This is a genomic window from Flavobacterium suncheonense GH29-5 = DSM 17707 (assembly GCF_000430025.1).
In the GTDB taxonomy this organism is placed as follows: domain Bacteria; phylum Bacteroidota; class Bacteroidia; order Flavobacteriales; family Flavobacteriaceae; genus Flavobacterium; species Flavobacterium suncheonense.
Window position 1 is genome coordinate 108,549 of the sequence record NZ_AUCZ01000007.1, and the last position, 26,716, is coordinate 135,264.

27 protein-coding genes and 1 tRNA gene are annotated in these 26,716 nt (G+C 42.3%); 17 read left to right on the forward strand and 11 right to left on the reverse strand.

Features of this window, described 5'->3' with window-relative positions:
- Nucleotides 1-4 precede the first annotated feature (4 nt).
- From G498_RS0104455 to truB, 4 genes are read left to right on the forward strand one after another with little or no spacing between them, the layout of a single operon-like run.
- The gene (locus G498_RS0104455; protein ID WP_026980051.1) at nucleotides 5-880 is read left to right on the forward strand and encodes a cell division protein FtsX; all 876 of its coding nucleotides are present in this window, start codon (nucleotides 5-7) and stop codon (nucleotides 878-880) included.
- Nucleotides 881-904: 24 nt separating this feature from the next.
- A complete protein-coding gene (locus G498_RS0104460; RefSeq protein WP_035743968.1) occupies nucleotides 905-1,144 on the forward strand; it encodes a DUF3098 domain-containing protein in 240 nt (79 codons plus the stop codon).
- Nucleotides 1,144-1,956, forward strand: a complete 813-nt coding sequence (locus tag G498_RS0104465; RefSeq protein ID WP_026980053.1) for an undecaprenyl-diphosphate phosphatase — start codon at nucleotides 1,144-1,146, stop codon at nucleotides 1,954-1,956. Before G498_RS0104460 ends, G498_RS0104465 begins: the two co-directional genes overlap by 1 nt.
- Nucleotides 1,953-2,663 carry a tRNA pseudouridine(55) synthase TruB gene (gene truB / locus G498_RS0104470; RefSeq protein WP_035743966.1) on the forward strand — a complete coding sequence of 237 codons (711 nt, stop codon included), beginning with the start codon at nucleotides 1,953-1,955 and terminating at the stop codon, nucleotides 2,661-2,663. Before G498_RS0104465 ends, truB begins: the two co-directional genes overlap by 4 nt.
- Here truB and G498_RS0104475 read toward each other — a convergent pair.
- Entirely contained in the window at nucleotides 2,644-3,246 is a 603-nt protein-coding gene (locus G498_RS0104475; protein ID WP_026980055.1) for a thioredoxin family protein, read from the reverse strand. The genes truB and G498_RS0104475 overlap by 20 nt on opposite strands.
- 106 nt (nucleotides 3,247-3,352) lie before the next feature.
- On the opposite strand from G498_RS0104475, the gene G498_RS0104480 reads away from it, so the two are divergent.
- From G498_RS0104480 to G498_RS0104495, 4 genes are all read left to right on the forward strand, one after another.
- Nucleotides 3,353-4,132, forward strand: a complete 780-nt coding sequence (locus tag G498_RS0104480) for a patatin-like phospholipase family protein (protein WP_026980056.1) — start codon at nucleotides 3,353-3,355, stop codon at nucleotides 4,130-4,132.
- A 70-nt stretch (nucleotides 4,133-4,202) separates the two neighbouring features.
- Nucleotides 4,203-4,910, forward strand: coding sequence for a UMP kinase (gene pyrH, locus G498_RS0104485; RefSeq protein WP_026980057.1), 708 nt, complete (start codon nucleotides 4,203-4,205; stop codon nucleotides 4,908-4,910).
- A gap of 23 nt (nucleotides 4,911-4,933) precedes the next feature.
- On the forward strand, nucleotides 4,934-5,497 hold the full coding sequence (gene frr / locus G498_RS0104490) for a ribosome recycling factor (protein WP_026980058.1): 564 nt from the start codon (nucleotides 4,934-4,936) through the stop codon (nucleotides 5,495-5,497).
- Between the two features lie 84 nt (nucleotides 5,498-5,581).
- Entirely contained in the window at nucleotides 5,582-8,086 is a 2,505-nt protein-coding gene (locus tag G498_RS0104495; RefSeq protein WP_026980059.1) for a DUF5686 family protein, read from the forward strand.
- Here the strand turns inward: G498_RS0104495 and G498_RS0104500 are convergent.
- Nucleotides 8,083-8,412 carry a DMT family transporter gene (locus G498_RS0104500; protein ID WP_026980060.1) on the reverse strand — a complete coding sequence of 110 codons (330 nt, stop codon included), beginning with the start codon at nucleotides 8,410-8,412 and terminating at the stop codon, nucleotides 8,083-8,085. The genes G498_RS0104495 and G498_RS0104500 overlap by 4 nt on opposite strands.
- Before the next feature lie 173 nt (nucleotides 8,413-8,585).
- On the opposite strand from G498_RS0104500, the gene asnS reads away from it, so the two are divergent.
- The 3 genes from asnS to G498_RS0104515 all read left to right on the forward strand — a co-directional run bounded on the left by asnS (nucleotide 8,586) and on the right by G498_RS0104515 (nucleotide 12,239).
- On the forward strand, nucleotides 8,586-10,031 hold the full coding sequence (gene asnS / locus G498_RS0104505; RefSeq protein ID WP_026980061.1) for an asparagine--tRNA ligase: 1,446 nt from the start codon (nucleotides 8,586-8,588) through the stop codon (nucleotides 10,029-10,031).
- Between the two features lie 123 nt (nucleotides 10,032-10,154).
- A complete protein-coding gene (gene rpoN / locus G498_RS0104510; protein ID WP_026980062.1) occupies nucleotides 10,155-11,621 on the forward strand; it encodes an RNA polymerase factor sigma-54 in 1,467 nt (488 codons plus the stop codon).
- 3 nt (nucleotides 11,622-11,624) lie between these two features.
- Nucleotides 11,625-12,239, forward strand: a complete 615-nt coding sequence (locus G498_RS0104515) for a hypothetical protein (protein ID WP_026980063.1) — start codon at nucleotides 11,625-11,627, stop codon at nucleotides 12,237-12,239.
- Here the strand turns inward: G498_RS0104515 and G498_RS0104520 are convergent.
- The 5 genes from G498_RS0104520 to G498_RS0104540 all read right to left on the reverse strand — a co-directional run bounded on the left by G498_RS0104520 (nucleotide 12,234) and on the right by G498_RS0104540 (nucleotide 16,130).
- Nucleotides 12,234-12,914 carry a porin family protein gene (locus tag G498_RS0104520; protein WP_026980064.1) on the reverse strand — a complete coding sequence of 227 codons (681 nt, stop codon included), beginning with the start codon at nucleotides 12,912-12,914 and terminating at the stop codon, nucleotides 12,234-12,236. The genes G498_RS0104515 and G498_RS0104520 overlap by 6 nt on opposite strands.
- A gap of 65 nt (nucleotides 12,915-12,979) precedes the next feature.
- A tRNA-Ser gene (locus tag G498_RS0104525) sits at nucleotides 12,980-13,066 on the reverse strand.
- Nucleotides 13,067-13,127: 61 nt separating this feature from the next.
- Entirely contained in the window at nucleotides 13,128-14,156 is a 1,029-nt protein-coding gene (locus tag G498_RS0104530; RefSeq protein ID WP_026980065.1) for an asparaginase, read from the reverse strand.
- Nucleotides 14,146-15,285: a 1-acyl-sn-glycerol-3-phosphate acyltransferase gene (locus tag G498_RS0104535; RefSeq protein ID WP_026980066.1), complete on the reverse strand. Its 1,140-nt coding sequence runs from the start codon at nucleotides 15,283-15,285 to the stop codon at nucleotides 14,146-14,148. The genes G498_RS0104530 and G498_RS0104535 overlap by 11 nt, the downstream gene beginning before the upstream one ends.
- 65 nt (nucleotides 15,286-15,350) lie before the next feature.
- Nucleotides 15,351-16,130: a TatD family hydrolase gene (locus G498_RS0104540; RefSeq protein ID WP_026980067.1), complete on the reverse strand. Its 780-nt coding sequence runs from the start codon at nucleotides 16,128-16,130 to the stop codon at nucleotides 15,351-15,353.
- Between the two features lie 71 nt (nucleotides 16,131-16,201).
- Between G498_RS0104540 and G498_RS0104545 the strand changes: the two genes are divergently transcribed.
- The gene (locus G498_RS0104545; RefSeq protein ID WP_026980206.1) at nucleotides 16,202-16,639 is read left to right on the forward strand and encodes a retropepsin-like aspartic protease; all 438 of its coding nucleotides are present in this window, start codon (nucleotides 16,202-16,204) and stop codon (nucleotides 16,637-16,639) included.
- 71 nt (nucleotides 16,640-16,710) lie between these two features.
- Nucleotides 16,711-17,634 carry a hypothetical protein gene (locus tag G498_RS0104550; RefSeq protein ID WP_035743964.1) on the forward strand — a complete coding sequence of 308 codons (924 nt, stop codon included), beginning with the start codon at nucleotides 16,711-16,713 and terminating at the stop codon, nucleotides 17,632-17,634.
- A gap of 55 nt (nucleotides 17,635-17,689) precedes the next feature.
- On the opposite strand, the gene G498_RS0104555 is transcribed toward G498_RS0104550, so the two are convergent.
- Nucleotides 17,690-18,907, reverse strand: a complete 1,218-nt coding sequence (locus tag G498_RS0104555; protein WP_026980069.1) for a TCR/Tet family MFS transporter — start codon at nucleotides 18,905-18,907, stop codon at nucleotides 17,690-17,692.
- Nucleotides 18,908-19,101: 194 nt separating this feature from the next.
- Here G498_RS0104555 and G498_RS0104560 point away from each other — a divergent pair, with 194 nt between their 5' ends.
- Nucleotides 19,102-21,567 (forward strand): DUF7619 domain-containing protein, encoded by a 2,466-nt coding sequence (locus tag G498_RS0104560; RefSeq protein WP_026980070.1) that lies wholly within the window; start codon nucleotides 19,102-19,104, stop codon nucleotides 21,565-21,567.
- A gap of 58 nt (nucleotides 21,568-21,625) precedes the next feature.
- Here the strand turns inward: G498_RS0104560 and G498_RS0104565 are convergent, their stop codons facing one another.
- The gene (locus G498_RS0104565; RefSeq protein WP_026980071.1) at nucleotides 21,626-22,033 is read right to left on the reverse strand and encodes a hypothetical protein; all 408 of its coding nucleotides are present in this window, start codon (nucleotides 22,031-22,033) and stop codon (nucleotides 21,626-21,628) included.
- Nucleotides 22,034-22,171: 138 nt separating this feature from the next.
- Nucleotides 22,172-22,705, reverse strand: coding sequence for a helix-turn-helix domain-containing protein (locus G498_RS0104570; RefSeq protein WP_026980072.1), 534 nt, complete (start codon nucleotides 22,703-22,705; stop codon nucleotides 22,172-22,174).
- Between the two features lie 317 nt (nucleotides 22,706-23,022).
- Here G498_RS0104570 and G498_RS0104580 point away from each other — a divergent pair, with 317 nt between their 5' ends.
- The 3 genes from G498_RS0104580 (at nucleotide 23,023) to G498_RS0104595 (ending at nucleotide 24,984) form a co-directional block, all read left to right on the forward strand.
- On the forward strand, nucleotides 23,023-23,367 hold the full coding sequence (locus G498_RS0104580; protein WP_026980073.1) for a hypothetical protein: 345 nt from the start codon (nucleotides 23,023-23,025) through the stop codon (nucleotides 23,365-23,367).
- 124 nt (nucleotides 23,368-23,491) lie between these two features.
- Nucleotides 23,492-24,151, forward strand: coding sequence for a hypothetical protein (locus tag G498_RS0104585; protein WP_131387665.1), 660 nt, complete (start codon nucleotides 23,492-23,494; stop codon nucleotides 24,149-24,151).
- A 191-nt stretch (nucleotides 24,152-24,342) separates the two neighbouring features.
- Nucleotides 24,343-24,984, forward strand: coding sequence for a hypothetical protein (locus G498_RS0104595; RefSeq protein WP_131387664.1), 642 nt, complete (start codon nucleotides 24,343-24,345; stop codon nucleotides 24,982-24,984).
- 494 nt (nucleotides 24,985-25,478) lie between these two features.
- Here G498_RS0104595 and odhB read toward each other — a convergent pair whose 3' ends face one another.
- The gene (gene odhB, locus G498_RS0104600; protein ID WP_026980076.1) at nucleotides 25,479-26,705 is read right to left on the reverse strand and encodes a 2-oxoglutarate dehydrogenase complex dihydrolipoyllysine-residue succinyltransferase; all 1,227 of its coding nucleotides are present in this window, start codon (nucleotides 26,703-26,705) and stop codon (nucleotides 25,479-25,481) included.
- Between the last annotated feature and the right edge of the window lie 11 nt (nucleotides 26,706-26,716).

The window sequence follows — 26,716 nt, forward strand, 5'->3', positions numbered from 1 at the left end:
TTATATGGCATCATCGTTCGAAAAGTTTCAAAAAAGACGGCTTATTTCATCTTATTTTTCTGTGGTTTTAAGTATTTTTTTAGTGCTGTTCCTTTTGGGCGCCTTGGGATTGTTCGTGATCCATTCTGAAAAAATCTCCAACAGTTTCAAAGAAGATATTCCGATGTCGGTTTACTTTAAAGACGAAGCCAACGATTCCATTTTAAAAGCTTTCGACGCGAAATTAAAAGGTTCGAACTACGTTAAAGACTACGCATTTGTTTCCAAAGACGATGCGGCCAAAAACAACAAAGACATTGTAGGAGAAGATTTTCTTGAGTTTTTGGGGATGAACCCGTTGCCAAATTCTTTCGACATCCACTTAAAAGGCGAATATGTGGAAGCCGCGAAAATCAAACAGGTTGAAAGCGACATCAAAACCAACGATATGGTTTCCGAAGTGATTTACGACAAACGTCTGGTGGATTTGGCCAACGAAAACATCAAAAAAATCAGTTTCTGGATTTTGGTCATCAGCGGTGTTTTTGCGGTGATTTCCATGCTTTTAATTAACAGTTCGCTGCGCTTATCGGTATATTCCAACCGTTTCATCATCAAAACCATGCAAATGGTGGGCGCTACCAAATCGTTTATCCGCAAGCCGTTTATCTGGCGCGGTATTCGTTTGGGGTTAATCGGTTCGGTGTTGGCTATAGCGGCATTAATTGCCCTGAATTATTATGTAGACAGTTTGTTCCCGAGTTTAGGAATCGCCAAAGATTACGTTTCGTTAGGTATCGTACTGGCCGGTGTGATATTGGTTGGCATCATCATCACCTGGATTAGCACTTTCTTTGCTACCCAGCGCTTTTTAAATCTGAAAACCGACGATTTATACTAAACCGGGTTCATAAAACAACAAAAAATGGAAAACAAACAAAAACCGGACTTTCTTTTCGAAAGCAGCAACTATAAAATTTTAATCATCGGATTAGCGGTTATCGGATTAGGCTTTTTGCTGATGTCCGGCGGCGGCAGTGATGATCCGAAAGTTTTCAGCGAAGATATTTTCAGCTTCCGTCGCATCCGTCTGGCGCCAACCGTAGTGCTGATTGGGTTTGGCGTGGTGATTTATTCAATATTCAAAAAGTCGGATAAGCAGTAATGGATGTATTTCAGGCACTAATCATCGCGATTATTGAAGGATTAACCGAATATCTACCCGTTTCCTCCACCGGACACATGGTTTTTGCCAGTTCTTATTTCGGGATTCAGGAAGACGATTTCGTAAAACTGTTTCAGGTTTCCATACAATTTGGCGCCATTTTGGCCGTTGTAGCACTGTATTGGAAGAAATTTTTCGATTTTAGCAAATTCAGTTTCTTTATCAAATTAGCCTGTGCCGTGTTACCGGCTTTGGTGTTGGGCAAACTGTTCGACGATAAAATCGAAGCAGTTTTGGGTAACCCGATTCCGATTGCGATTGCTCTGATTATAGGCGGAGTCATTTTGTTGTTCATCGACAGCCGCTTTCAAAACCCGACCGTAGCACACGAAGAGGATATTTCCGTCAAAAAAGCCGTAATTATCGGTTTCTGGCAGTGTCTGGCGATGATGCCGGGTACGAGTCGTTCGGCGGCTTCCATTATTGGCGGCATGCAACAAGGACTAACCCGACACGCCGCAGCAGAATTCTCCTTCTTTTTGGCGGTACCAACCATGTTGGCCGTTACCTGTTATTCCGTGTTCCTCAAAACCTACGAGCATACTCAACTGAAAGGTTACGAACTGATTACACAGTCTTCCGAAACGATAAAAATGTTCCTGATTGGCAATGTAATCGCGTTTATAGTTGCCGTTTTGGCGATTAAGTTTTTTATTGGCATCATCAAACAATACGGTTTCAAACCCTGGGGTTGGTATCGTATCATAGTGGGTATCGGACTTTTAATTTACTTCACTTCCCTAAAGCCATGATTCCCAAAACAGCCGAAGCCTTTCAGGAAGGACAGATTTTACTGTTCGATAAACCCTTAACCTGGTCGTCATTTCAGGCGGTTAACAAGGTGAAATGGGCGCTGATCAAAAACCTGCATCTGCCTAAAAAATTCAAAATCGGTCATGCCGGAACCCTAGATCCGTTGGCAACAGGACTGCTGATTGTCTGCACGGGGAAATTCACCAAAAAGATTCCCGAACTGATGGGCATGACGAAGGAATATACCGGAACGTTTCACATCGGTGCCACCACGCCTTCGTATGATTTAGAAACCCAGATTGACAAAACTTTCCCCACCGATCATATCACTCCGGAATTAATCGAACAGGCACGTTTAAAATTTATAGGCGAAATTGATCAGATTCCACCGGTTTTTTCCGCCATCAAAAAGGACGGCAAACGCTTGTACGAACATGCCCGCGCCGGTGAAGAAGTGGAAATCCAATCGCGGAAAATTGAAATTCTGGAATTCGAACTCACCCGAATTGCACTGCCGGAAATCGATTTCAGAGTGGTGTGTAGTAAAGGAACCTACATTCGTTCCCTGGCGTATGACTTTGGATTGGCCGTAAATTCAGGCGCGCACCTTACTGCTTTGCGCAGAACAAAAATTGGCGCTTTCGATGTAAAAAACGCTGTTTCAGTAACCGATTTTCAGGCCTTGGTTACTCCAAGGCCTGCATAATTTTAACTATTTCGGCCATGGTCGAAAGCCCTTTGTCGTGAAGATACCATTTCTGCAATTCCGTTTTGGCTTCTTCATTCACCACGCCGAATTTTGCTTTGTACTCTTTGATAAGACGCGCTGCCGCTTCCGGTCTTGGTCCCCATGCGGCTAAAACTTCGTGATTGTCTGCATTTAAAATAATTAATTTGGGAATCGAACGGGCACCGTTGGTTAAAAATTCCTGCATCAGAGCGTCGTTTTCATCCCGGAAGACTATGCGCAAATCAATAGTGGCAACCATTTCGGTCATTTTCTCCATGATGGGTAACAATTGTGCCGCATCACCACACCAGCCTTCAGCCAAAACCAACCAAAGGTATTTTTTGCGGAGAGCCTGCAATGGCTTCTTCACTTCCTCGGGTACAACTATGGTTTTATCCAAGCGGTTCATCCGCACTTCATTCAACTGACTGTAATGCAGCAAATCTTCAGATTGTTCGTTACCGGAAGATTTTCCTTCGGCCAGTAAATCGGATACTTTTTTACGGTATTCGAGATAACTGTAACTATTTTTATGGCTGTTTTCGATTATATTTTTCATTGTTGTGAAATTAACTACAAAGCTACTTCAAATTTAAAAAAGGAAACGTGACAAAAGTCACAATTCCTAAACTAAAAAACGTAATTTTATCGGGTAAAGACTTGCCATGGATTTAAAAACAAAATCAATCGGTTTAATTCTGTCGGGTGGCGGCACCAAAGGTTTGGCGCATGCCGGTGTACTCAAATTCCTGGAAGAAGTTAACATCCGTCCGATTCACATTGCCGGAACCAGTGCCGGTGCCATCGTGGGCGCTTTGTATGCCGGCGGAAAATCTCCGGAAGAAATTCTCGAATTTTTCAAATCGATTTATTTTTTCAACTGGAAGCATTTTACGTTCCGGAAAGCCGGGATTATCGATTCGGACGCTTTTAAATTTTACTTTAACGCGGTTTTTGTCGATACCCGAATTGGCGACCTGAAAATTCATACCCACATTACGGCTACCGATTTGGTAAAAGGAAAACTGAAAGTTTTCAGCCCGGACACCAAAGTGGTGGATGCGGTTTTAGCTTCCTCTTCTTTTCCCGGCGTTTTGTCGCCTTATGAAATCAACGGGAATCTGTATAGCGACGGTGGCATCCTGAACCATTTTCCTACCGATATTTTGCAAGGCCGCTGCGAAACGTTAATCGGCGTTTATGTAAGCCCGATACAAAAAATTGAAGCAAAAGATTTATCGTCCATCAAAGCGGTTACGGCAAGAGCCTTCGACTTGTTTTCCGCCAATTCCAACACCAACAAGTTCAATATTTGTGATTGGGTGATTGAACCGGAAGAACTGGCCAGATTCGGCACCTTTGAAACCAGCAAAGCCAAAATGGACATGATTTTCAGAATTGGCTATGAAGCGGCAAAAAAATCGTACGAAGAACTGAACCTATAATTTTTAACGAACCTGTTTCAAAAAAACAGATTATAACTATATTTGCACCACTAAAACCATAGTCCATCCCATGAAGTACAAAAGAATTCTTCTGAAACTTAGCGGTGAAGCCTTGATGGGCGACCGTCAATACGGCATTGATCCGAAACGCTTAGCAGAATATGCAGCCGAAATCAAGCAAATTCACGACAAAGGCGTTGAGATTGCCATTGTAATTGGGGGTGGAAATATCTTCAGAGGCGTGGCCGGAGCCAGCAACGGCATGGACCGCGTTCAGGGCGATTATATGGGAATGCTGGCTACGGTAATCAACGGTATGGCGTTACAGGGCGCTTTGGAAGAAGCCGGTATGCCAACCCGTTTGCAAACCGCTTTAAAAATTGAAGCCATAGCCGAGCCGTACATCAAAAGAAGAGCGACACGCCACCTGGAAAAAGGACGCATCGTAATTTTTGGAGCCGGAACCGGAAATCCGTATTTCACCACCGATACGGCCGCGGTTTTAAGAGGGATTGAAGTAGATGCCGATGTAATCCTGAAAGGAACTCGCGTAGACGGCGTTTACGATTCCGATCCGGAAAAGAATGCCGATGCGGTGAAATACGACCAGATTACTTTCGACGATGTAATCAGCAAAGGACTGAATATTATGGACACGACGGCTTTTACATTAAGTCAGGAAAATAAATTACCGATTATCGTTTTCGACATGAACAAACCGGGAAATCTGTTAAAAGTTTGTCAGGGCGATATGGTGGGAACCACTGTTAATGTTTAATTTAGTTTTTTAAAATTAAGACGATGACTGAAGAAATCAAATTCATTTTAGATAGCACGAAAGAATCTATGAACGGTTCTATTGCACACCTTGAAAAAGAATTTTTAAACATCCGTGCCGGAAAAGCCTCACCGCAAATGCTGGGCGGCGTATATGTTGACTATTACGGATCGCAGACACCGCTTTCCCAGGTAGCCAATATCAACACCCCGGATGCGAGAACCATCACGGTTACCCCTTGGGAAAAATCGATGTTGCAACCCATCGAGAAGGCCATCATGATTGCCAATCTTGGTTTTAATCCGATGAACAACGGCGACAACATCATCATCAGCGTGCCGCCTCTAACGGAAGAACGCCGTAAGGAACTTGTAAAACAAGCCAAAGCGGAAGCGGAAGACGCCAAAATCAGTATCCGAAACGCCCGTAAGGATGCCAATACCGAGATTAAAAAATTAGAAAAAGAAGGCACTTCGGAAGACATCTGCAAAACGGCGGAAGAAGATGTTCAGAAGCTGACGGATGCTTTCATCAAAAAAATCGACGAGCATTTAGTGATTAAGGAAGCCGAAATCATGAAAGTATAATTTAAGTCCCGATGGTATTCGGGATTTTTTATTTATTACCTTTACCTGATTTTGTACCATTGTTCTGAAAGACAGTTTACCGATTTGAAGCGTTTTTTTCTCCTTTTGTGTTTTCTCTTTTGCATTTTCAGCAATGCGCAAAACACTGTTTCCGGTAGTGTCCGAAATGAGAACAACAACAAACCTTTAGCCTTTGCCACCGTTCGTCTGAGCGACGGAAAAACAGTTATTGTGGATGTAGACGGGAAATTTACCATCGAAAACACCAAAGGATTAGACCATTTTTCTGTTTCGTATTCCGGTTTTGAAACGGTTTCCGTGCCTCTCGAACCGGGAAAGAAATTTTATACGGTAAAACTCCGGGAAAAAGCCACGGAAATTTCAGAACTGATTATCGGCGGAAATCCAGCGCCCGGCATCGTCAAAAAAGCTATCGAAAAAAAATACTATAACGATCCGAAAAGACGGTTGGCCAGTTTTCAGTTTAAGACCTACAACAAACTGATTGTGACCGCCAATCCCGATTCTATCAGCGGTAAAATCGATTCGGTTTTCCTTTATGAAAAAATCGGGTCGCGTTTACTCAAACTGGATTCTTCTGATTACAAGTTCAAGAAAATCATCCAGAAACAGCATCTCTATCAGACTGAAAAAGTATCAGAATTCCGGTTTAACCAAAAGGAAGGACTCAAAGAAACTATCATTGCTGCCCGAATGGCTGGCTTTAAACAGCCTATTTACGAATACATCAGTTTAAAATTACAGTCGTTTTCCGATTACAACAACCGTATTCAGCTGTTCGAAAACAAATACATCAGTCCGGTTTCCGACGAAAGCCTCAAACACTACAATTTTAAAATTCTGGATACGGTTTTCATAGGAACGCGGAAAGTTTTCATGATTCATTTCAAAGACAAAAAACAGTCTAAGAAAGCAAAACTCGAAGGTATTCTCTATATCGACAAAGAAACGCATGCCATAACCAAAAGCATCTACCGCATCAAAAGCGTATTGGATATTAGTGCCACCACCTACTACACCTATGACAAAGAGGAAGATTTGTGGTTTCCGGAGCGCCAGTCTTTAAAAATTGTAAAAGGCAACAAAAAAGGCGACATCAAAATACTGGGGGAAACCATCCGGTTTTCTCAGGAAGACGAAGCGGAAAACAAAAACCCAAAAAAGAAAGAAGCCTCTGATTTTGTCTACATCCTTTCCGAATCTAAAAATTCCGAGGTTGAGTTCAATGTACCGGTACAAATCCGGCATCGGTATGTGGGCATCGAAATCCGTGAGGAAGCCATTTCCCGCAACGAACATTTCTGGGTTCCTTACCGAAAGGACAGCCTGGATGTCCGAAGCATTGTAACCTACTCTGCTCTGGATAGTCTGGTAACCAAAGAGCGCTACGAACAGAAAATCCAGTTGGGACGAAAGGTTATCAACGGTTTTTTTCCATTAGGTCCGGTAGACATGGATTTGCGCTATCTGATTAAATACAACAACTACGAAGGGTTCCGCTTTGGCGCCGGCGGGGTAACCAACGACAGGTTTTCCAAATTTATGCGACTTGAAGGTTACGGCGCTTATGGCTTAAAAGACAAAGCCTTCAAATACAGTTTGGGAACCGCCACCCGTTTGGGCAAGTTTTCAAACACATGGATTGGCGTTTCCTATACCGATGATGTTCAGGAGATTGCGAGTACCAGTTTCGAAGTAGACAAGCGAAAATTCCGGTTGTACGATCCGCGTCCGCTTAACTTAACGACCTTCTTCAGCCATCAGACCTGGAAAGGATATGTTGAAAGCCGTCTCATTCCTAAAACAGAAAGTGTATGGCAACTTTCGCACAGTTATATCGATCCGAAATTCGGATATTTCTTTGATGTTGGGGATAAAATCCTGTCTTCCTTCAGGATTACGATGGCTACCGCTTCACTGCAGTGGAATCCGTTTAGCGTGTACATGCAAACGCCTAACGGCCGTATCGAAACCGAAAAAGGCTATCCGAAATTCACTTTTCAGTTTAGCCAGACCTTACCCGGTGTTTTGCAAAATGATGTCGATTTCGGAAAACTGGATTTTCGGGCCGAATACGAGAAAAAATACCTGGACGGTCAAAAAACGTCCTTGCTGTTTCAGGGCGGATTTGCTTACGGTGATGCTCCCATTACCCACCTTTTCAGTATAGCACCCAACAGTCTGGACAAAGACGCCATTTTACAACGCTTCAATATTTCCGGTAAAAACAGTTTTGAAACCATGCGCTTCAACGAATTTTTCTCGGATGAATATGCCGCGTTTCATTTTAAACACGCTTTCCGGAAAATCAAACTGTTCAATCAGATTAAACCGATACCTGTTTTGGTAACCCGTATGGCTTGGGGGAATATGCAGGACAAAGGAAAACATTCCGGAGCCAATTTCAACACGCTGGAAAACGGTTATTTCGAATCCGGACTGGAAGTAAACAATATCTACAAAGGGCTTGGATTATCCGGATTTTACCGCTACGGATACTATCAGCTTCCCAGATTTGACGACAACATCTCGTTAAAACTGACCTTCGTACTCGATTTAGGCTTCTAATGTGACGATACAAATTTCAACCCGACTATCGAAGCAATCAGCGTCGTCAGGAAGAAAAGACGCCAGAAATCAGCCGGCTCCTTAAAGATAAAAATACCGACCAGAACCGTTCCAACCGCTCCTACCCCGGTCCAGACCGCATAAGCCGTTCCGATTGGCAATGTCTGGGTAGCTTTATACAACAAAACCATGCTGATGGTTAAACAGATGAAAAAACCAACCATCCACAAAGTGGAAGCAGTTCCCGTTGTCTCTTTGGCCTTCCCTAAACAGGAGGCAAAACCTACTTCAAAAAAGCCGGCAATTACCAAAAGTATCCAGTTCATTTTTAACGTATTAAAATCGGAACCAAAGATACGATTCAAATGCTTAATGTTTTCTAAAAACTGACGGTCAAAAAGTTAAATTCATCACGGTTTTTACTACATTTGCAGGCATTAATTTTTATTTATCGATAATTTCAGTTGGATAAGGAAAACTGAAGCAAAACATTGAAAAAATGAAACACACGAAAGTTAAAGATCTGCTTAGCAGCGCACCGGCACTACATGAAGTAAAAGCAAAAGGATGGGTAAGAACGTTCCGAAACAATCAGTTTTTGGCGTTAAACGACGGTTCGACTATCAATAATATTCAGTGTGTGGTGGATTTTGCAAATACACCGGAAGAAACTTTAAAACGCATCACAACCGGAGCCGCGGTAAGTGTGAAAGGTCATCTGGTGGAAAGCCAGGGCGCCGGACAAAAAGTGGAAATCCAGGTAACCGAAATCAAAATATTAGGCGATTCGGATGCCGAAAAATACCCGATGCAGCCCAAAAAACACTCCTTGGAATTTCTGCGTGAAAATGCCCACCTGAGAATTCGCACCAACATGTTTGGTGCCATTATGCGTGTGCGTTCTACGCTGGCCTTTGCGGTACACCAATATTTTCAAGAGAAAGGCTTTTTCTACGTAAACACGCCAATCATTACGGGTTCCGATGCGGAAGGTGCCGGAGAAATGTTCCGCGTAACCGCTTTACCGTTTGACGGAACGCCCAGAACCGAAGACGGCAAAGTAAACTTCAAAGAAGACTTCTTCGGAAGAGAAACCAACCTTACCGTTTCCGGACAGTTGGAAGGCGAAACCTACGCCATGGCGTTAGGACAAATCTATACGTTCGGACCGACATTCCGTGCCGAAAACTCCAATACGTCCCGTCACTTAGCGGAATTCTGGATGATTGAGCCGGAAGTAGCGTTCAACAACCTGGCCGACAACATGGATCTGGCGGAAGATTTCATCAAATACGTTATCAAATATACCGTGGACAAATGCGGCGACGATTTGAAATTCTTAGAGCAGCGTTTGCTTGACGAAGAGAAATCAAAACCACAGGCAGAACGCAGCGAAATGACCTTACTGGAAAAGTTAAGCTTCGTATTGGACAACAACTTCAAACGCGTTTCCTATACCGAAGCCATCGACATCCTGAAAAACTCCAAACCGAACAAAAACAAAAAATTCCAGTATCTGATCGAGGAATGGGGTGCTGATTTACAAAGTGAGCACGAACGTTTCTTAGTGGAAAAACACTTCAAATGTCCGGTAATTTTATTTGATTATCCGGCTAAAATCAAAGCGTTCTATATGCGTTTGAACGACAACACGGAACCGGGCAAAGAAACCGTGCGCGCGATGGACATTTTGTTCCCAGGCATCGGTGAGATCGTGGGCGGTTCGCAGCGAGAAGAACGTTACGAGGTGCTTTTGGAGAAAATGAAAGCCTTAGGCATCGACGAAAAAGAACTGTACTGGTATTTAGACACGCGACGTTTCGGAAGTGCCGTACACTCCGGATTCGGTCTCGGATTTGAACGTCTGGTATTGTTTGTTACCGGAATGTCGAACATCCGCGACGTGATTCCGTTCCCGAGAACCCCGCAAAATGCTGAATTTTAATAAAACTTAGTTTGTGGATTTGGTTATTCGTTAATTTGAAAATAGAAATTTCGTAAATTTGATTGTTATGTCATTCAAAGCCAACAAATAACCAAATCAACGAATAACCGAATACGCAACAGAATGCTCAAACAGAATCTTCAATTTAAGTTATCCCAGAAATTATCGCCTCAGCAAATCCAACTGATGAAGCTGATTCAGTTGCCTACGCAGGCTTTTGAACAGCGCTTAAAGGAGGAAATGGTGGAAAATCCCGCTTTGGAATCCGGTAAGGAAGACACGCTGGAAACCGAAGATTACGCCGCTCAGGACGAGTATGACGAGTACGACGATTACGACAACGAAAAAATCGATGCCGACGAAATCAACATCGACGAGTATCTGAGCAATGACGAAACCCCGGATTACAAACTGCAGGCCAACAATTACAGCGATGACGACGAAGACCGCAGTTTGCCGTTTGCCGCACCGGTGAGCTTTCATCAGGATTTAATCAATCAGCTGAACACCTTTATCCTTTCCGATGAAGAGCGCGAAATTGCCGAGTTTTTAGTGGGCAGCATCGACGATATGGGCTACATCCGCAGAAGCATTCAGGATATTGTGGACGATATGGCATTTACTCAAGGGATTTACACCGATGAGAAAAAAGTAGAGCAGATTCTGCACATCATACACCAACTGGAACCGGCCGGTGTGGGCGCACGCGATTTGCAGGAATGCCTGTTGCTGCAATTGCGCCATAAAACCCCAACCGATTCGGTAAGCCTGGCCATTAACATTTTGGAAAGTCAGTTCGACGCATTTACCAAAAAGCATTACGACAAACTATTGCAGAAATTTGACGTTTCGCAGGAGCAACTCCGCAAAGCCATCGACGAAATTGAAAAACTCAATCCGAAACCGGGCGGTTCTTTCGACAGCCATTCCAAAACCGTGGAACACATCGTCCCGGATTTTACCATCAGAGTGGTAGAAGGAGAACTGGAACTCACCTTAAACGGCCGAAATGCGCCGGAACTGCACGTTTCCAAAGACTATCAGGAAATGCTGCAAACGTATAAGGATTCCCGTGAAAAATCGAATGCCCAAAAAGATGCGGTACAGTTCATCAAGCAGAAACTGGATTCCGCGAAGTGGTTTATCGATGCCATCAAACAGCGCAACGAAACGCTTTTGGTAACCATGAACGCCATCATGCATTACCAGCAGGAATATTTTCTCGACGGTGATGAAACCAAGCTGAAACCGATGATTCTGAAAGACATCGCCGACATGATTGGCTTAGACATTTCAACCGTTTCCCGCGTGGCCAACAGCAAATATGTCGATACGCCGTACGGTACCAAACTGATTAAAGACTTTTTCTCCGAAGCCATGAAAAACGATCAGGGCGAAGATGTGTCGACCATCGAAATCAAGAAAATTCTGCAAATGGTTATTGAAGAAGAAGACAAAAGCAAACCGCTTCCCGACGATAAATTAGCCGACATTTTGAAGGAAAGAGGCTATCCGATTGCCCGAAGAACCGTTGCCAAATACCGGGAACAACTGGATATTCCGGTAGCGCGGATGCGAAAAAAAATCTGATAAATGGATTTCAATAAAGCACTTCCGGTATTTTCGTATATATTTCATCCTTTGTTGGTTTCGATATACGGAGCGTTATTTTATTTTTTTGTGACCAAAGGCTTCTTTTATCCGCATGAAATTTATCTGACGCTGATACAGATTGCCATTCTCACAATTTTTCTGCCTATTTCCACCTACTTTTTGCTGAAATCCTTAGGACTGGCCAAATCAGGTATCATGTTGCATGAAACAAGGGAACGAAGATTGCCTTTAGCGTTCCAATCGATGTTTTTTTTGGTTTTGACGCAGCACAGTTTTTCTACGGTAGCGGTTCCGGAGTTGTATTATTTTTATACCGGGGCGTTAATCAGTTCGGTGTTGGCGTTATTGCTTTCGGTTTTTCACAGTAAAGCCAGTCTGCACATGATTGGCATTTGCGGTCTTACGGTTTTCATTACCGGTATTTCACTGCATTACGGCTTGCCGTTTTTTGGCCTGATTGCTTTTTTGATTGTGATGACCGGTTGTGTCGCTTCTTCACGACTTTACATGGAAGCCCATTCCTTAAAAGAAATTCTCATCGGAACCTTTATTGGCGTACTGCCGCAAATCGGGCTTTGGTATTATTGGTTATAGGATGTAGAACATAAAACCAATGTTCAGGTCTTTCAGTTTGGAGCCGTTTTTAAAAATCGGATTCAACCCGTAATACACGTAAGGATTCCACGTATTGTATCCGGCAGCCATATAAATCCCGTATTGCCACTTATTGATCACATTCTTTAAATTATCTGAGGAAGTAGTCCCGTCAAATTCAACCTTCATTTTGGAAGAAAGGATATAACGCGCTTTAAAGCCGCCATAGATTCTCCAGAACTTATGGCTTTCCGGATTAGCATTGCGCCAACGGATTTCGAGCGGAAGTTCTATACTGTGCGATGCAATATTGGTTTTTACATTTGCGGCGGTCATATCCGGGTCATCCGGAAAAAGGTCTTTTGTGGAAACGTATTGCTTGATGCTGTTGAACGAATAGCCCACTCCGGGTGCGATAGCCCAATGCCTGTTTTTGGAAATCGGGAAATCCCTCAGAAAACCAACCGTTATCGTTGGTGAAAAAGAAAACCGTTTAAAACCCCGCGGGCTGTTCTGTACCAGATTGTAGCCCAAGGAAACATAAAACTGGTCTTCACGAAAAAGGGAATCCACTTTTTTGACCGCCAGCGTATCCGGAGTAAAGCCTCCGGTTTCCTGCGCCACAGCCCCCTGCGAAACGCCAATCCAGCAAAGAATCCACCAAAGTTTTTTCATATTGTTCATTTACGCTACTAAAGTAATAAAAAAAGGCAATCTTTCGATTGCCTTAGCGTATTTTGCAGAGAGGAAGGGATTCGAACCCTCGATGCAGTTACCCACATACAAACTTTCCAGGCTTGCTCCTTCAACCACTCGGACACCTCTCTAATTTCAGTCTGCGAATTAACGATTTTTATTTGGTTTTTTCAATGATTTTTTTGAAAAAATTTACGACAGTTCGCCGCGAAGGGAAGTTTCAAAGACCGTTTTGAAAACCGCTGCGGGGATTTGCTGCCCCAACATGTACATCAATTTGGTAATAGCAGCTTCCGTGGTGATGTCATGGCCTGAAATGACACCGATTTTCTTCAGCTGAATTCCGGTTTCGTATTTGTCCATGTTCACACTTCCTCCGGAACACTGGGTAACATTTACCACCTGCAAACCGCCTTTAATGGCTTTTTTCAGCGTACTGATGAACCAGTCCTCAGTTGGTGCGTTACCGGAACCATAGGTTTCCAGCACCACTCCTTTTAAATTCGGAATGGATAATACCGCTTTCAGAACGCTTTCGTTGATGCCCGGAAACATTTTAACCACCACCACATGACTGTCGAAAGTTTTGGCGACTTTCATCTTTTTACTGCCGGTTTTCTTCAGGAGCAATTCGTGGTTTACCTTTAAATGTACGCCCGATTCGGCTAACTCAGGGTAATTGGGCGACGCAAAAGCGTTGAAATGTTCCGCGCTGATTTTGGACGTCCGGTTGCCGCGGTACAATTTGTACTCAAAATACAAGCCCACTTCTGTAATTACGGGTTTGTTCTTGTGTCGCAATGAGGCAATCTGTATGGCGGTAATCAGGTTTTCTTTCGCATCTGTTCTTAAATCTCCGATGGGCAACTGGGAACCCGTAAAGATGACCGGTTTTCCCAAATTCTCAAACATAAAACTCAGTGCCGAGGCAGAATACGACATCGTGTCCGAGCCGTGCAGAATTACAAAACCGTCAAAGGCGTCGTAATTTTTCTCTACGGCTTCGGCCATGGCTACCCATTTTTCGGGGTTCATGTTGGAGGAATCAATGGGTTCGCTGAAGGAGAACGTCTCGATGTCGCAATCCAGTAATTTCAGTTCGGGGATGTTGTGCAGTAATTCATCGAAGTTGAAGGCTTTCAGCACACCGGTTTCGGAATCCTTTACCATTCCGATGGTTCCTCCGGTGTACACCAACAATATTTTCGGTTTAGTCGACATTACCGTATTTCATTTTATTAAGGACCGGATTGGCATACATCGCTAAAAAGCTGTCGCGCAGGGTTTCTTTTTCATTGCCCAAACGCATTTCCAGACGTCGTTCGAACAACTGCTTTTCTTTTTCGCTGTATTTGGATGCAAACTGATCCGTATTGTGTAGTAAATCGTAAGCTATAAAATTGGTTGGCCACAGTTTGTAGGTAGATAAGATGGAATCGTCAATCACCTGTGCCAACGCCTGTATCTGTTTGTTTGTATTGTCGTTTTCCGCAATAATCTTGTCGTATTCTTTATCCAGAATGTCTCCTACGTGGATGTGAATTCGTTTTTTCTGTCCGATAATTCCGCTGATTAACGTAATAAAATCTTCGTTTTTTTCTTTGATGTATACTTCATCGTTTGCTTCGGCCATTAATTGCGGCATTTTCAAAGCATCGGTAGGATCGTATTCGTAGGAAATCGAAACCGGAACGACTCTGATTTTCCGGAAAAACTCCATTACGTTTTTCTCGTCGGCAGCCATCGCCAGCATTTTCAGAACACCCTGATGGGTGGCATCGTTGCCGTCTTTGGTGCGGCCTTCGCGTTGGGCAATCCAAACGGAACGGTTTTCTTTCGACAGCAAATGGTACATGAATTCCGACATCAGTTTGGAACTCTGTAACAATTCTCTAGGGGGTAATCCTCTGCGTACCAGGAAATTCCGGTTTAATCGGGAAAGGGCTAACAGGAAAGATTTCTGCACCAAATTGTCGCCAATGGCCGAAGCCGTCATGATCTGGCCGTGGTCGTATAAACTTACGTTCAGTAACGAAGTGTCCAGGATAATGTCGCGATGGTTCGAAATGAAAAGATAGGAACGGCTTGGGTCCAGTTTTTCAAAACCCGAAGTCGTCAGCCCTTCCGAACTGCGTTCCAGCACGCGCTGAATGGACTGGTAAATAAAATTAACCTGAAAATCACGAATGGAATGGGTGCGTTTGAGCTGTTCCATCCAGACCGCTTCGTCCAGATCCGGAAAGGTAAAACTCATCAAAGCTTTCATCATCGGATGATTGGAAATACTTTGAAGGGCGTCATTTACCTCACTGTCGTAAAACTGGCGAATCGAATCGAATTTTGTTGGCATTTTGCTACATTCGTTAACAATTCACAAAAGAACGAATTTTTTGTGAATCAAAGGGATTTTTTTGGTTAAAACCCGAAAACTTCTTTGGAATTTTCCGTAGTGATACGAGCAATTTCCGCAACCGGCAACTGATAAATTTCCGAAAGTTTTTCCGCTACCAACGCTACATAGGCGCTCTCATTGCGTTTGCCGCGGTACGGAACCGGTGCTAAATACGGCGCATCCGTTTCCAAAACAATGTGCTTGAGGTCGATTTGATGCAGAAACTGATCGATTTTTCCGTTTTTAAACGTGACTACTCCGCCGATTCCCAGTTTCATGTTACAGGAAATCGCCTGAAGCGCCTGTTCATAGGTACCGCTGAAGCAATGGAAGATTCCGAAAAGCTCGTCGGATTTCTCCAGTTCCAACACTTCAAAAATTTCATCGAAGGCTTCGCGACAATGAATGTTGATGGGCAATTGGTATTGCTTCGCCCACTGAATCTGCTTCTGAAACGCAATTTTCTGGATGTCCAGTGTGGTTTTGTCCCAATACAGATCGATGCCGATTTCTCCGATGGCTGCGAACTTTCGTTTGCTTAGTTCCGCTTCTACGTGGGCCAGTTCGGCTTCGTAATTTTCTTTGACATAACACGGATGCAAGCCCATCATCAGATGAATATGGTCCGGAAATTGCTGTTCCAGCTCGTACATTTTTTCGGTGTATGACGCATCAATCGACGGCACAAATAAACGTTTTACGCCTTTGTCGAGGGCGCGCTGAATCATTGCCGTGCGGTCTTCGGTAAATTCTTCGGAATAGAGGTGCGTATGCGTGTCGGTTAAAACGAAATCGGTAGTCAAGGTTTCAGCATTTACAATTTTGATGGTGCAAAATTACGAAGATAGTTTCAGTTTTTGTGTATTTTTGAAACATGGAGCACCTGCACGACATTTTAAAAAAGAAAGGCTATAAGAAAATCAAATTCAAATTGTCTAAAACCCAGCATCTTTTAATCAAAGCGAAAATCAATGGGGTGACCGGCAATTTTATTCTGGACACCGGAGCATCCAACAGTTGTATCGGTTTTGAAAGCGTGGCCTTCTTCAACCTTACCGCTCAGGATTCGCCCACTAAAGCTGCCGGAGCCGGAGCCACAGGCATGTACACCCAAATGGCTACCGACAACACACTACAGCTTTCCCGATGGAAATCCGAACAGTTTCAGCTGATTATTTTCGACATGAGCCATGTGAATCTGGCCCTGAAGCAATACAAAGCCAAACCGGTACACGGCATTATCGGCGCCGACATTCTTTTGAAAGGAAAAGCGGTCATCGATTACTACCATCATTACCTTTACCTGAAATAATTCGCTTATTTTGCAAACACACAAGCAACCTTTTTACTAATTTCAACTCTTTAAGTAAATTATCTTTAATTATGAAAAAAATACTGTTTGCCCTTGTTCCTTCGCTGTTTTTCTTTTCCTGCACCGATCAGGACGACAAATTACCGCCTGTAACAGGACCGGATCCGGACGACTTTTACACCCTTTTTGACACAGCTCTAGAAACCCAGACCCAGACCTTTCAGATGAATGCGGAAGACGGTTACACGGTTTTCACCTCGGCACAGGGCGTTAAACTGGCCATCGACGGAAACTGTTTACAACTAGACGGCCAACCCGTAACCGGAGCCGTAGACATCGAATTCGTTGAAATTTTCGACCGGGGCACAATGCTGACCACCAACAAAACCACGATGGGTTTACACAATGGTGAAAAACACCTGTTAATCTCCGGAGGGGAATTCTATGTGAATGCTACCCAAAATGGGCAACAGTTAACGTTAACCTGTTCGTATGAATTATACGTTCCGACAGCCATTACCGGAGGTACCGACAATGATATGTTACCGTTTAACGGAACTTTAGACGCCATGGGCAATGTTACCTGGGAACAATGGACCGGCGGCGAATGGTGGATAGGTTCTGTAAATGGCAACGCCGACTCTTACAACGCGATTATGGACCATTTTGGCTGGTTTAACTGCGATAAATTTATGAATACCGCAGGACCGCATACCACCATTTCGGCTTTTGTTCCGCAAGGTTACGGCAACGGAAACAGTATGGTGTTTATTGCTACCAGCAGTCAGCCGAATTCTTTAGGAGCGGTTTCAGGACAATACCCGGTAGGCTTAGAATGTCATTTGATTTTTGTTTCGGAAAACAACGGCAATTACATCTACTCGATCCTGCAAGATCAGACGCTTGTTGAAAACCATCAGGTTACGTTCCATGCCAATGAAATGCAAACCGCTACGGCCGAACAATTGGTAGCCATCATCAATGCTTTACCGTAATAGTCTGCACAACAAACTTTAGTATATAAAAAGAGCCGCTTTCCAGCGGCTCTTTTTATTTATACGTTAACCGCAAGGCGCGATAGGCAATTACACAACTAATCAACATCAGAATACCGCCCAGTAAGAACGGCGCACCGGCAAATTCAAACGGTGCTTCTTTGTGGGTAAAGAAGTAAAACGTATTGGTCATGAGTGGCGGGCCGACAATCGCGGAAGCACTCATTAAACTGGTTAAGGTTCCCTGAATCTCGCCCTGCTCGGTAACCGGTACTTTACTGGTGATGATGGATTGCAGCGCCGGTCCGGCAATACCGCCCAGACAGTACGGCACTAAGAAGGCGAACATCATCCAGCTTTGGGTAGCCGTGGCAAACAGCAACATCCCAAACGTGTACAAACCTAAGCCCATATAAATACTTTTCTCATTTCCCAGTTTCGGATTGACCCAGCGGATTAAACCGCCCTGCACGATGGCGACCAGCAAACCGATAACACCAAGGGAAATCCCCACCATTTTTTCGTCCCAGTGAAAACGGTACATGGTGAAGAAATTCCAGTTGCTGTGTACCGCATGTGAGCCTACATACAACAGAAAGATAGACACTACGAGCGCAATTAAAGACGGATATTTTTTAAGGTTTAAGAACGCGTTAATCGGGTTGGCTCTCTTCCAGTCGAACTCGCGGCGGTTTTCTTTTTCCAGTGATTCCGGCAGGATGAAATACCCGTACAGAAAGTTCAGCAGGCATAAAATCGCAGCAGCATAAAATGGAACTCTGGCTCCGTATTGCCCCAGCAAACCACCCAGAACAGGACCGATGATGAAGCCCAGTCCGAAAGCGGCGCCAATCATCCCGAAGTTTTTAGCGCGGTTTTCCGGAGTGCTGATGTCGGCAATGTAAGCAGAAGCCGTGGTGATACTCGCGCCCGTAAAACCGGCGATAATTCTTCCGATGAACAACCAAGTGATGGTGGGCGCCAACGCCAACAACACATAGTCGAAAGCAAAACCTAATAACGAAATTAAAATAATAGGACGTCGGCCGAATTTGTCGCTCAAATTCCCGATTAAAGGCGCAAAAATAAATTGTGTGATGGCATAGGCAAAGGTTAACCATCCACCGTATTTGGAGGCTTCGCTGATATCGCCGTGAATGAGTTCGGCGATTAATTTCGGAATTACCGGGATGATAATCCCCCACCCGATAATGTCAATCAACATCGTAATAAAGATAAAGCCGATGGCGGCTTGTTTCTGGCTTTGTTTCATATACAACTTTTGTACTGCAAAGTAATTTAAAATTTTGCTAGCAACACTACTTTCGACACAAGGTTTTTTTCTAATAGTTTACCCGTTGTACCTTCGCTTTTTTCTTACGATTATCACAAAATAATCGTTTTGGGTAATGGTTTTTTAACTTACCTTTACCCTCACAACTCATTTAGAATTAAACAGTTGAAATTATGATGAAAAAATACTTTTATGCACTGGCATTGTTAATTAGTGTTTGTAACAGTTTTGGACAGACCTGCACCACTCCAACAGCTCTAACGGTTAACAACATAACACCAACAGCTGCCACACTTTCCTGGAACCTTGGCAATTCGGAAACGCAATGGGAAGTACTGGTATTACCTGCAAACGCCACTGAACCAGATAACAGTGCGATTGGTGGCCTTACCACTAATACCAACACCGGCTTTGTTATTAATACTTTATCTCCCTGCACCCCTTATAAATTCTATGTAAGAGCTGTTTGTGCGCCCGGTGAGACCAGCAATTGGTCGCAACCCATCGGGTTCAATACAATTTCTTCCGGTTTTAGTTGCAATGTTACTTCAAACACCTTAACTATCAATGGAGCACCGAATTCAACATATACTTATTCTATTGATGGCGGAATATCGCAAACTGTCGTAGTTGGTAGTGTCGGAACAGTAAACATAACCTTGCCGCAATTAGCTCCCGGCACACACAATGTTATGGTATGGGAAAACTTTCCTCAACTGGCGTGCACTTGTACCAGCACTTTTACCGTTCCAGAATCCCCCTATTTCGCAACCATTTTTGCAACACAAGATATTCCAACCAGCGCTTTAATGGCTGAAGTAACCGGAGGAACACCACCCTATTCCTACCAATGGAGTCTTAATGGCGCACCGATTGGCGGAGCTACATCCCAAATAATCAATATTTTAGGACTACCGGGCGGCGTCTATCAGGTAACGGTAACCGATGCTATCGGACAGACGACTTCTTCTACTTTTATTGTTCAGGAAGCCTATGTTGTGGCTAGTATGGACACCCTCACGGTATATCCCGGCAGTAATGGTATTGCCACGTCTGCAACTTCTGTCCTTAGCAATGATTATTTAAACGGCTCCCTAATTACGCCAAACAATCAGGCGAATATTATACTTACCCCTATTAACCTGCCTTCCGGATTTTCCATCAATCCAAACGGCACGGTTAGTGTCTTACCGGGCACTGCACCAGGTACTTATACGTTGACCTATCAGATTTGCATTGTACAAAGTCCTAACGCTTGTTCGGTGGGAACTGTAGTTGTAACTGTGGCCAACGAAGGCTTTTTACTGAATGCGTTTGTCGATACCAACAACAACGGTATTCAGGATAACGGGGAGAGTAATTTTACTCAGGGTACGTTCAGTTATGCTTTAAATGGTGGTACCACTAATACTGTTACCACTTCCGGCGGGTCGTATTACCTTCAGGAATCTAACCCTGCTAATTCGTATCATTTCAGTTATGCCGTTCAGCCGGAATTCAGTGCTTATCACACTGTAAACCCTGCTTCGTATAACAATGTGCAATATGTAGCCGGTTCTGGGGTTATCGTTTACAATTTTCCGGTAACGGTTTTACCTTATGCTGATGTTGCGGTAACGGTTTTACCTTACGGAGCACCGCCAAGACCCGGTTTTAACTACACCAACATGATTGTGTACCAAAACAACGGCAACTTACCGATTGCCAGCGGAACGATTACCTTTACCAAAGACAATGCGGTGACGCTTACCAATACTACTCCATCGGGCGTTACCACTACTGCTAACGGTTTTACCTATGATTTTGTGAACTTGCTGCCGGGCGAATCGCGCAGTATTATGGCTACCATGCTAGTACCTACGATTCCGACGGTAAATCTTGGCGGTATCCTAACCAATAACGCAACGGCTACCAATGTGGTTGCTGACGTTAACGCCAACAACAACCAACACAGCTTAACACAAGTTATCGTTGGGTCGTATGATCCAAATGACAAAACAGAAAGTCATGGCGACAGAATTGTACATGCCACTTTTGGCAGCAACGACTACCTGACCTACACCATTCAGTTTGAAAACACCGGTACGTATTATGCTGAAAACGTACGAATAAGTGATGTGTTAGATGCAAAACTGGATGAAACCACGGTAAAAATGATGGATGCCAGCCATGCCTACAACCTGGTTCAAACCGGAACTGCTTTAACCTGGAATATGAACGGCATTGATTTACTTCCGGCCGGAAAAGGACACGTAACCTTCCAGATTAAACCAAAAGCGGGTTACGCGATTGGCGATATCATCCCGAATACAGCTTCTATTTATTTCGATTTCAACCCGGCAATCGTAACCAATACGTTTACTACGGAATTTGTGTCGACCATGAGTGTTTCGGAGTTTAACGACAATACTTTTGTAGCGTATCCGAACCCAGCCAACGGCTTGATTACGGTTCGCTCGAAAAACAACACACCTATCGAAACGATTACCCTTCACGACGTCTTAGGCAAAACGGTTGGAAAACAACATTTCACCAACACAAATGCCACTATGGATGTTTCTAACTTAAGAAGCGGCATTTACTTCCTAACGGTGGAAGCTGACAATCAGAAAAACACGATTAAGATTGTGAAACAATAAATTAGAAAGTGATACATAAAAAAATCCCGCTTATCACTAAGCGGGATTTTTTATTAGGCTACAACGTGTTTCGGTGGGCGGTGATCGCTGCGATAAAAGCATCTACCTCGTCGATTTCTTTATTGAGGCGTTCCAGGTCTAGTTCGTTTTCCAGTAAGGCTACTACGCCATAACTTTCTTTTCGGTTTTCGAGCAGGAATTTTTTGTATTCCAGGCGGATCTTCTTTTTCACGTGCTCTTCTTTTTGTCTCCCCTCAGGTAAAACGCCGATGATGTTTTCCTCGGCGGCTATTTCCGTAAGTACTCCTTGTAAAACGGCTTCAATCTCTATGGAAGCGGTACTGTAGGTAGTGGTAAAGCGTTGCTCGGTATAGCGTTTGTGCGCCAAGTCCTCTTTTTCTTTGTTGGCCCAGGTTAACAATACATCGCAATCGGCTGTTGTGGTAATTCTGTTTAATGAATACATAATTTATAATTTTAAAGTTAATACTATTCTTACGGTTTTCAAAAGTGATGCCAAAAAAAGGAGGCCTATTTCCTCTTTTTCAATTTTAACATTTTGTAAGAATATATTTCTTTTAAAATTAATTGGTAGCGAATTGATTTACAGCTCGTTTTTACTTTCTTTCATTTTTTGCTCCAGACTGTTTTTTAACATTTCGAGCTGTTCTTTTTTGAGCTGAAGTTCGGTTAAGGCATACAAATTATGGGTTCTCAGGGTACCCACCGCTCTTGCCCGTATGCCATTTGCCAAATTATTTTTAGCCGGATACGCGTTGTCGTGTTCTAAAATGGCGGCTACTTCCAGGGCGGCAAAACATTCGGCTCTTTTGTTTTCAATCGTACGGATTTGTTGGGCCACCTTGTGCTGTTTGATTTGTACCGTAAGATAATCCTGTTGCAGTTGCTCCTGCAGTTTCTTTTGCTCGGCTTTGGCGAGGGCTTGGCTTTCTTTGGAGGGGCTCTTTACTTGCTGTACCTGTTTGAGCAAGGCGGCAAGTTTTTCTGTGGCGGCCAAGGGCAAGTTGCGTTTTCCGGAAACGTACATCGACCATTGGCCTCTTTCAATCCCTAACAGATAAGCGGCTTCCTCTTGGGTTAAGCCCAGAATATTTTTTAAAGACGCGTCTTTTTTCATGTGTTGCAATTTTTTAAAAAAAATCAATTTGAAACAAAATCTGTTGCAATTTTTCAAAAATAAAAATTTTGAAACGGTTTTTGTTGCAAAATTTTAGAAAATATTTTTTTGAAACAGTTTTTTATTTGGGGTTCAGAGGTTGTGTGTTATGTTTTTTTTTTAGTTTTTTGAAATATCACCAAATTTGGTGATTGTGTAGGTGTTTTTTTATGGTTAGGTTTGTGATATTGCTTTATGATAGTTTAAAACATACATATTTACAAGTTAGCAGCAAGTGACCAAAAACTGTGTGAAAGGATTGTGAAAAACAACTAACAATGGAAAAAATACATTCAAATTACAACCTTATGTTTACAGACATAAATATTAAATCAAATGTTGACAAAGGAGTTGTCCTAATAAATTCTTCCGATGAAAAATATATTGATTTAATGTATTTTTTAATCCAGTTGCAACATAAAGAAAATGTTTACGATTACATCATTCCTGAAATTAACGAAGTGTTACAAAATGAAAAAAAATCAAATTACGTATGTTCAGAAACTGTGTGCGCAACAATATTTGAAGAAGTAACTAAGTTGGAATGGGAAAATAGAGTAACTTCAATACCTACAAAAGATTTTAAAAGTATTCTAATGGAATATGCCGAATTTTATTGGTAGTAAAATCACCAGCTGCTAACAGCGGTTTTCTGCAATGGCGGGATTCGGTGTTTAATGGAAGGAACTGGAATTAAAAGCCTTTGCTTCATTTCAACTTTTTTCTTTTAAACTTTTCGGTATATTTGTGAACGTCAGTAATAAAAAACCGCCACTGACAGAAAGCCGGCGGGACGTTAGCCGTAATTTAACCCCAAATGAACCTATGAATATCCCTAAAAAATATAATTCATCAATCATTTTATTAATAGTTGGGTTAATAATGGTAAAAACTCAATTTTATTTTGGAGATAATTGTAGAGGTTTAGCACATGGGCTATCCTTTATTTTACTTGCCTTTATTTATATTATAATTTTGTCATTTATATTAATAAAATCAACTTATATAAACTATAAATCCAAAATATCTATAAATTATTACCCATTAATTACTACAGTTTTTGTTTCATTACTTCTACTATTAGTATTTAATATTGATAAATTAAGAGGTTCTGAATTATTAACTGCAAAAAACAATGATGAAAATTGCAAATTGATTCTTTATACTAATAATTCATTCGAAATAAAGAGAGGTCATTACGAGTTAAGCTGTTACTTTTATGGAGATTATGAAATATCAAAAGACACTCTAACATTATTAAGAAATGATATCGGAGATAAAACTGATTTCATATTTTACGATAAATATATAATTGATAAACAAAAAAATGCACTAATTCCAGTTATAGAAAATGATAAAAAATTGGATTCAGCTTCTATCACTTGGCTAAAAATAATTTATCAATAAACTACGGCTAACAACGGTTTAGCCGCATTGCTTCGCTCCTCTCACCAATTAAAATCCTTCGGATTTTAATGCACAGCTTTTCATAACATATTTTTTCTTAAATTGTCGCAACGACGGCCAAGCCGTGGGAACGTTGTGCGTCAGTTTGGCGGAACGTAGAAAAAACATGAAATCTAAAATGAAAATAATTTATGGGAATTTTTAATTTGTTTGCCAAAAAGCAAAAAGAAACTCAAAAAGAAGAAAATAATGTTTTATACTTTTACTTATATGGTTTTGTAAGAAGCAATCCAAATTTTCAATTTAAAAGTCAAGAATTAGCTATAAAATTATTCAAAAAAATAATTGGAGAAAAAGGTGGAATAATTGTTGGAAACTCATTTTACCCTTATTGTATAATTGATGAAGATGGAGATAGTGTTTGGGATTTCGCAACTTTATATTTACTTAAAAACGAACCCAATTTTGAAAATGAACTAAGTAAAAATAATCTAACTTTATTAGAATTATCTTCGAAATTCAGTAAAATAAATTTATGGGAAGATGACACAAGATTAACTTTCGAAGAGAATCCTTTTTTTGGTAATGCTGTACCATTTATTATTCCATTTATTGTTTTTGATAATAAACGAGATACAAATTTTGACAAAATGATTATGAAAGAACTCAATGAAAATCAACATGCTCAAAATTATATCGATGAAATTAATACAATTTTAAAAGAATTTATGCACGAAACTACTTTCACACTTGGATTTGATGAATTTAATAAAGAAAACAAGAGTAAATTAATTGATAATTTCATAAAAGCAAAAACTCTTTTTGATAAATAAAAAACCCCGATAGCGCGGATTTGCAATCCGTGCTCACAAAAAGAATAACAACCCACAGTTATAAGGTTATGGTTTTCTTTTCACCCAGAATTTAATACAATACCATTTTGCAGCACTTAATTTGATTGTGGGCACGGATTGTAAATCCGCGCTATCATAACCGAAAAGCAAATACTAAAAACAAAAAAAGATCGCACGGATTGTAAATCCGAACTATCGAAGTTCGTGAAACCGATTCCCAACCCCAACAATTACACACCTCCCTTTTTATAACTAACTTTGAGTACCTTCCTCCTTGCAAAGGAAAGCATAACTGTTTATGAATTGGCAGCAATACCTCAGCAAACAACCTTTCGCACTCGGCAAACTGAAAGAACTGTGTGAGCAATAAGGGAAGGTAAAAAACTGTTGATCGCAACGGTTTTGGAAACACCACCAATAAAAAATCCCGTTTGAAAGCCAAACGGGATTTTTTTATAATGATTTAAATTGGATTATAACTCCAACGCTTTCTTAGGATTGTTATCCATTAGTAATTCTACCGGATTTTCCAAGGCTTCTTTTACCGCTACAAGGAATCCTACAGATTCACGTCCGTCGATGATACGGTGGTCGTACGATAAGGCTACATACATCATCGGAGCAATCACTACCTGACCGTTTACGGCAATCGGACGCTCAATAATGTTGTGCATTCCTAAAATTCCAGATTGTGGCGGGTTGATGATTGGCGTCGATAACATACTTCCGAAAACCCCACCGTTAGAAATGGTGAACGTTCCTCCGGTCATGTCGTCTACGGTAATCTGACCGTCACGGGCACGTAAGGCCAAACGTTTGATTTCCGCTTCTATCCCACGGAAGGTTAACAACTCTGCGTTGCGCACTACTGGTACCATTAAACCTTTCGGTCCTGAAACCGCTACCGAGATATCACAGAAATCGTATGAAATTTTGTGGTCGCCATCAATCATCGAATTCACATCCGGATACAATTGTAACGCTCGGGTCACTGCTTTGGTAAAGAAAGACATGAACCCTAAGGAAACCCCATGTTTGTCTTTGAAAGCATCTTTATATTCGCTGCGGATAGCGTTCACATTCGTTAAGTTTACTTCGTTGAATGTGGTTAACATCGCAGTTTCGTTTTTCGCCGCTACCAAACGCTCGGCTACTTTACGACGCAACATTGATAATTTCGTTCTTTCTGAACCGCGGGAACCTCCGGTTGGTGTTCCCATAGCTGCTTGTGCATTCATCGCATCTTCTGTAGTAATTCTACCGGATTTTCCAGTACCCTTAACAGAAGATGGCTCAATATTTTTCTCTGCCAAAATTTTCTTGGCCGCCGGTGAAGCCGAACCTGTTGCATAGGTTGCTGCTACCGGAGCCGGTGCTGTGGTTGCTGAGCTTGTCGAAGTATTCGCTTTTGGCGCTTCTTCTGTTTTTGCTGCGGCCGGTGCTGCTCCGCCTTCTGGTTTAGCAGCGTCAGTGTCGATTAAACACACTACGGCTCCAACGGCTACCGTGTCTCCCTCTTCGGCTTTAAGGGTAATGATTCCACTCATTTCAGCCGGTAACTCTAAAGTCGCCTTATCGGAATCAACCTCGGCAATTGCCTGGTCTTTTTCTACATAATCGCCGTCTTTTACTAACCAAGTAGCAATTTCTACTTCCTTGATCGATTCTCCCGGTGAAGGGACTTTCATTTCTAAAATCATCGTTTATATAA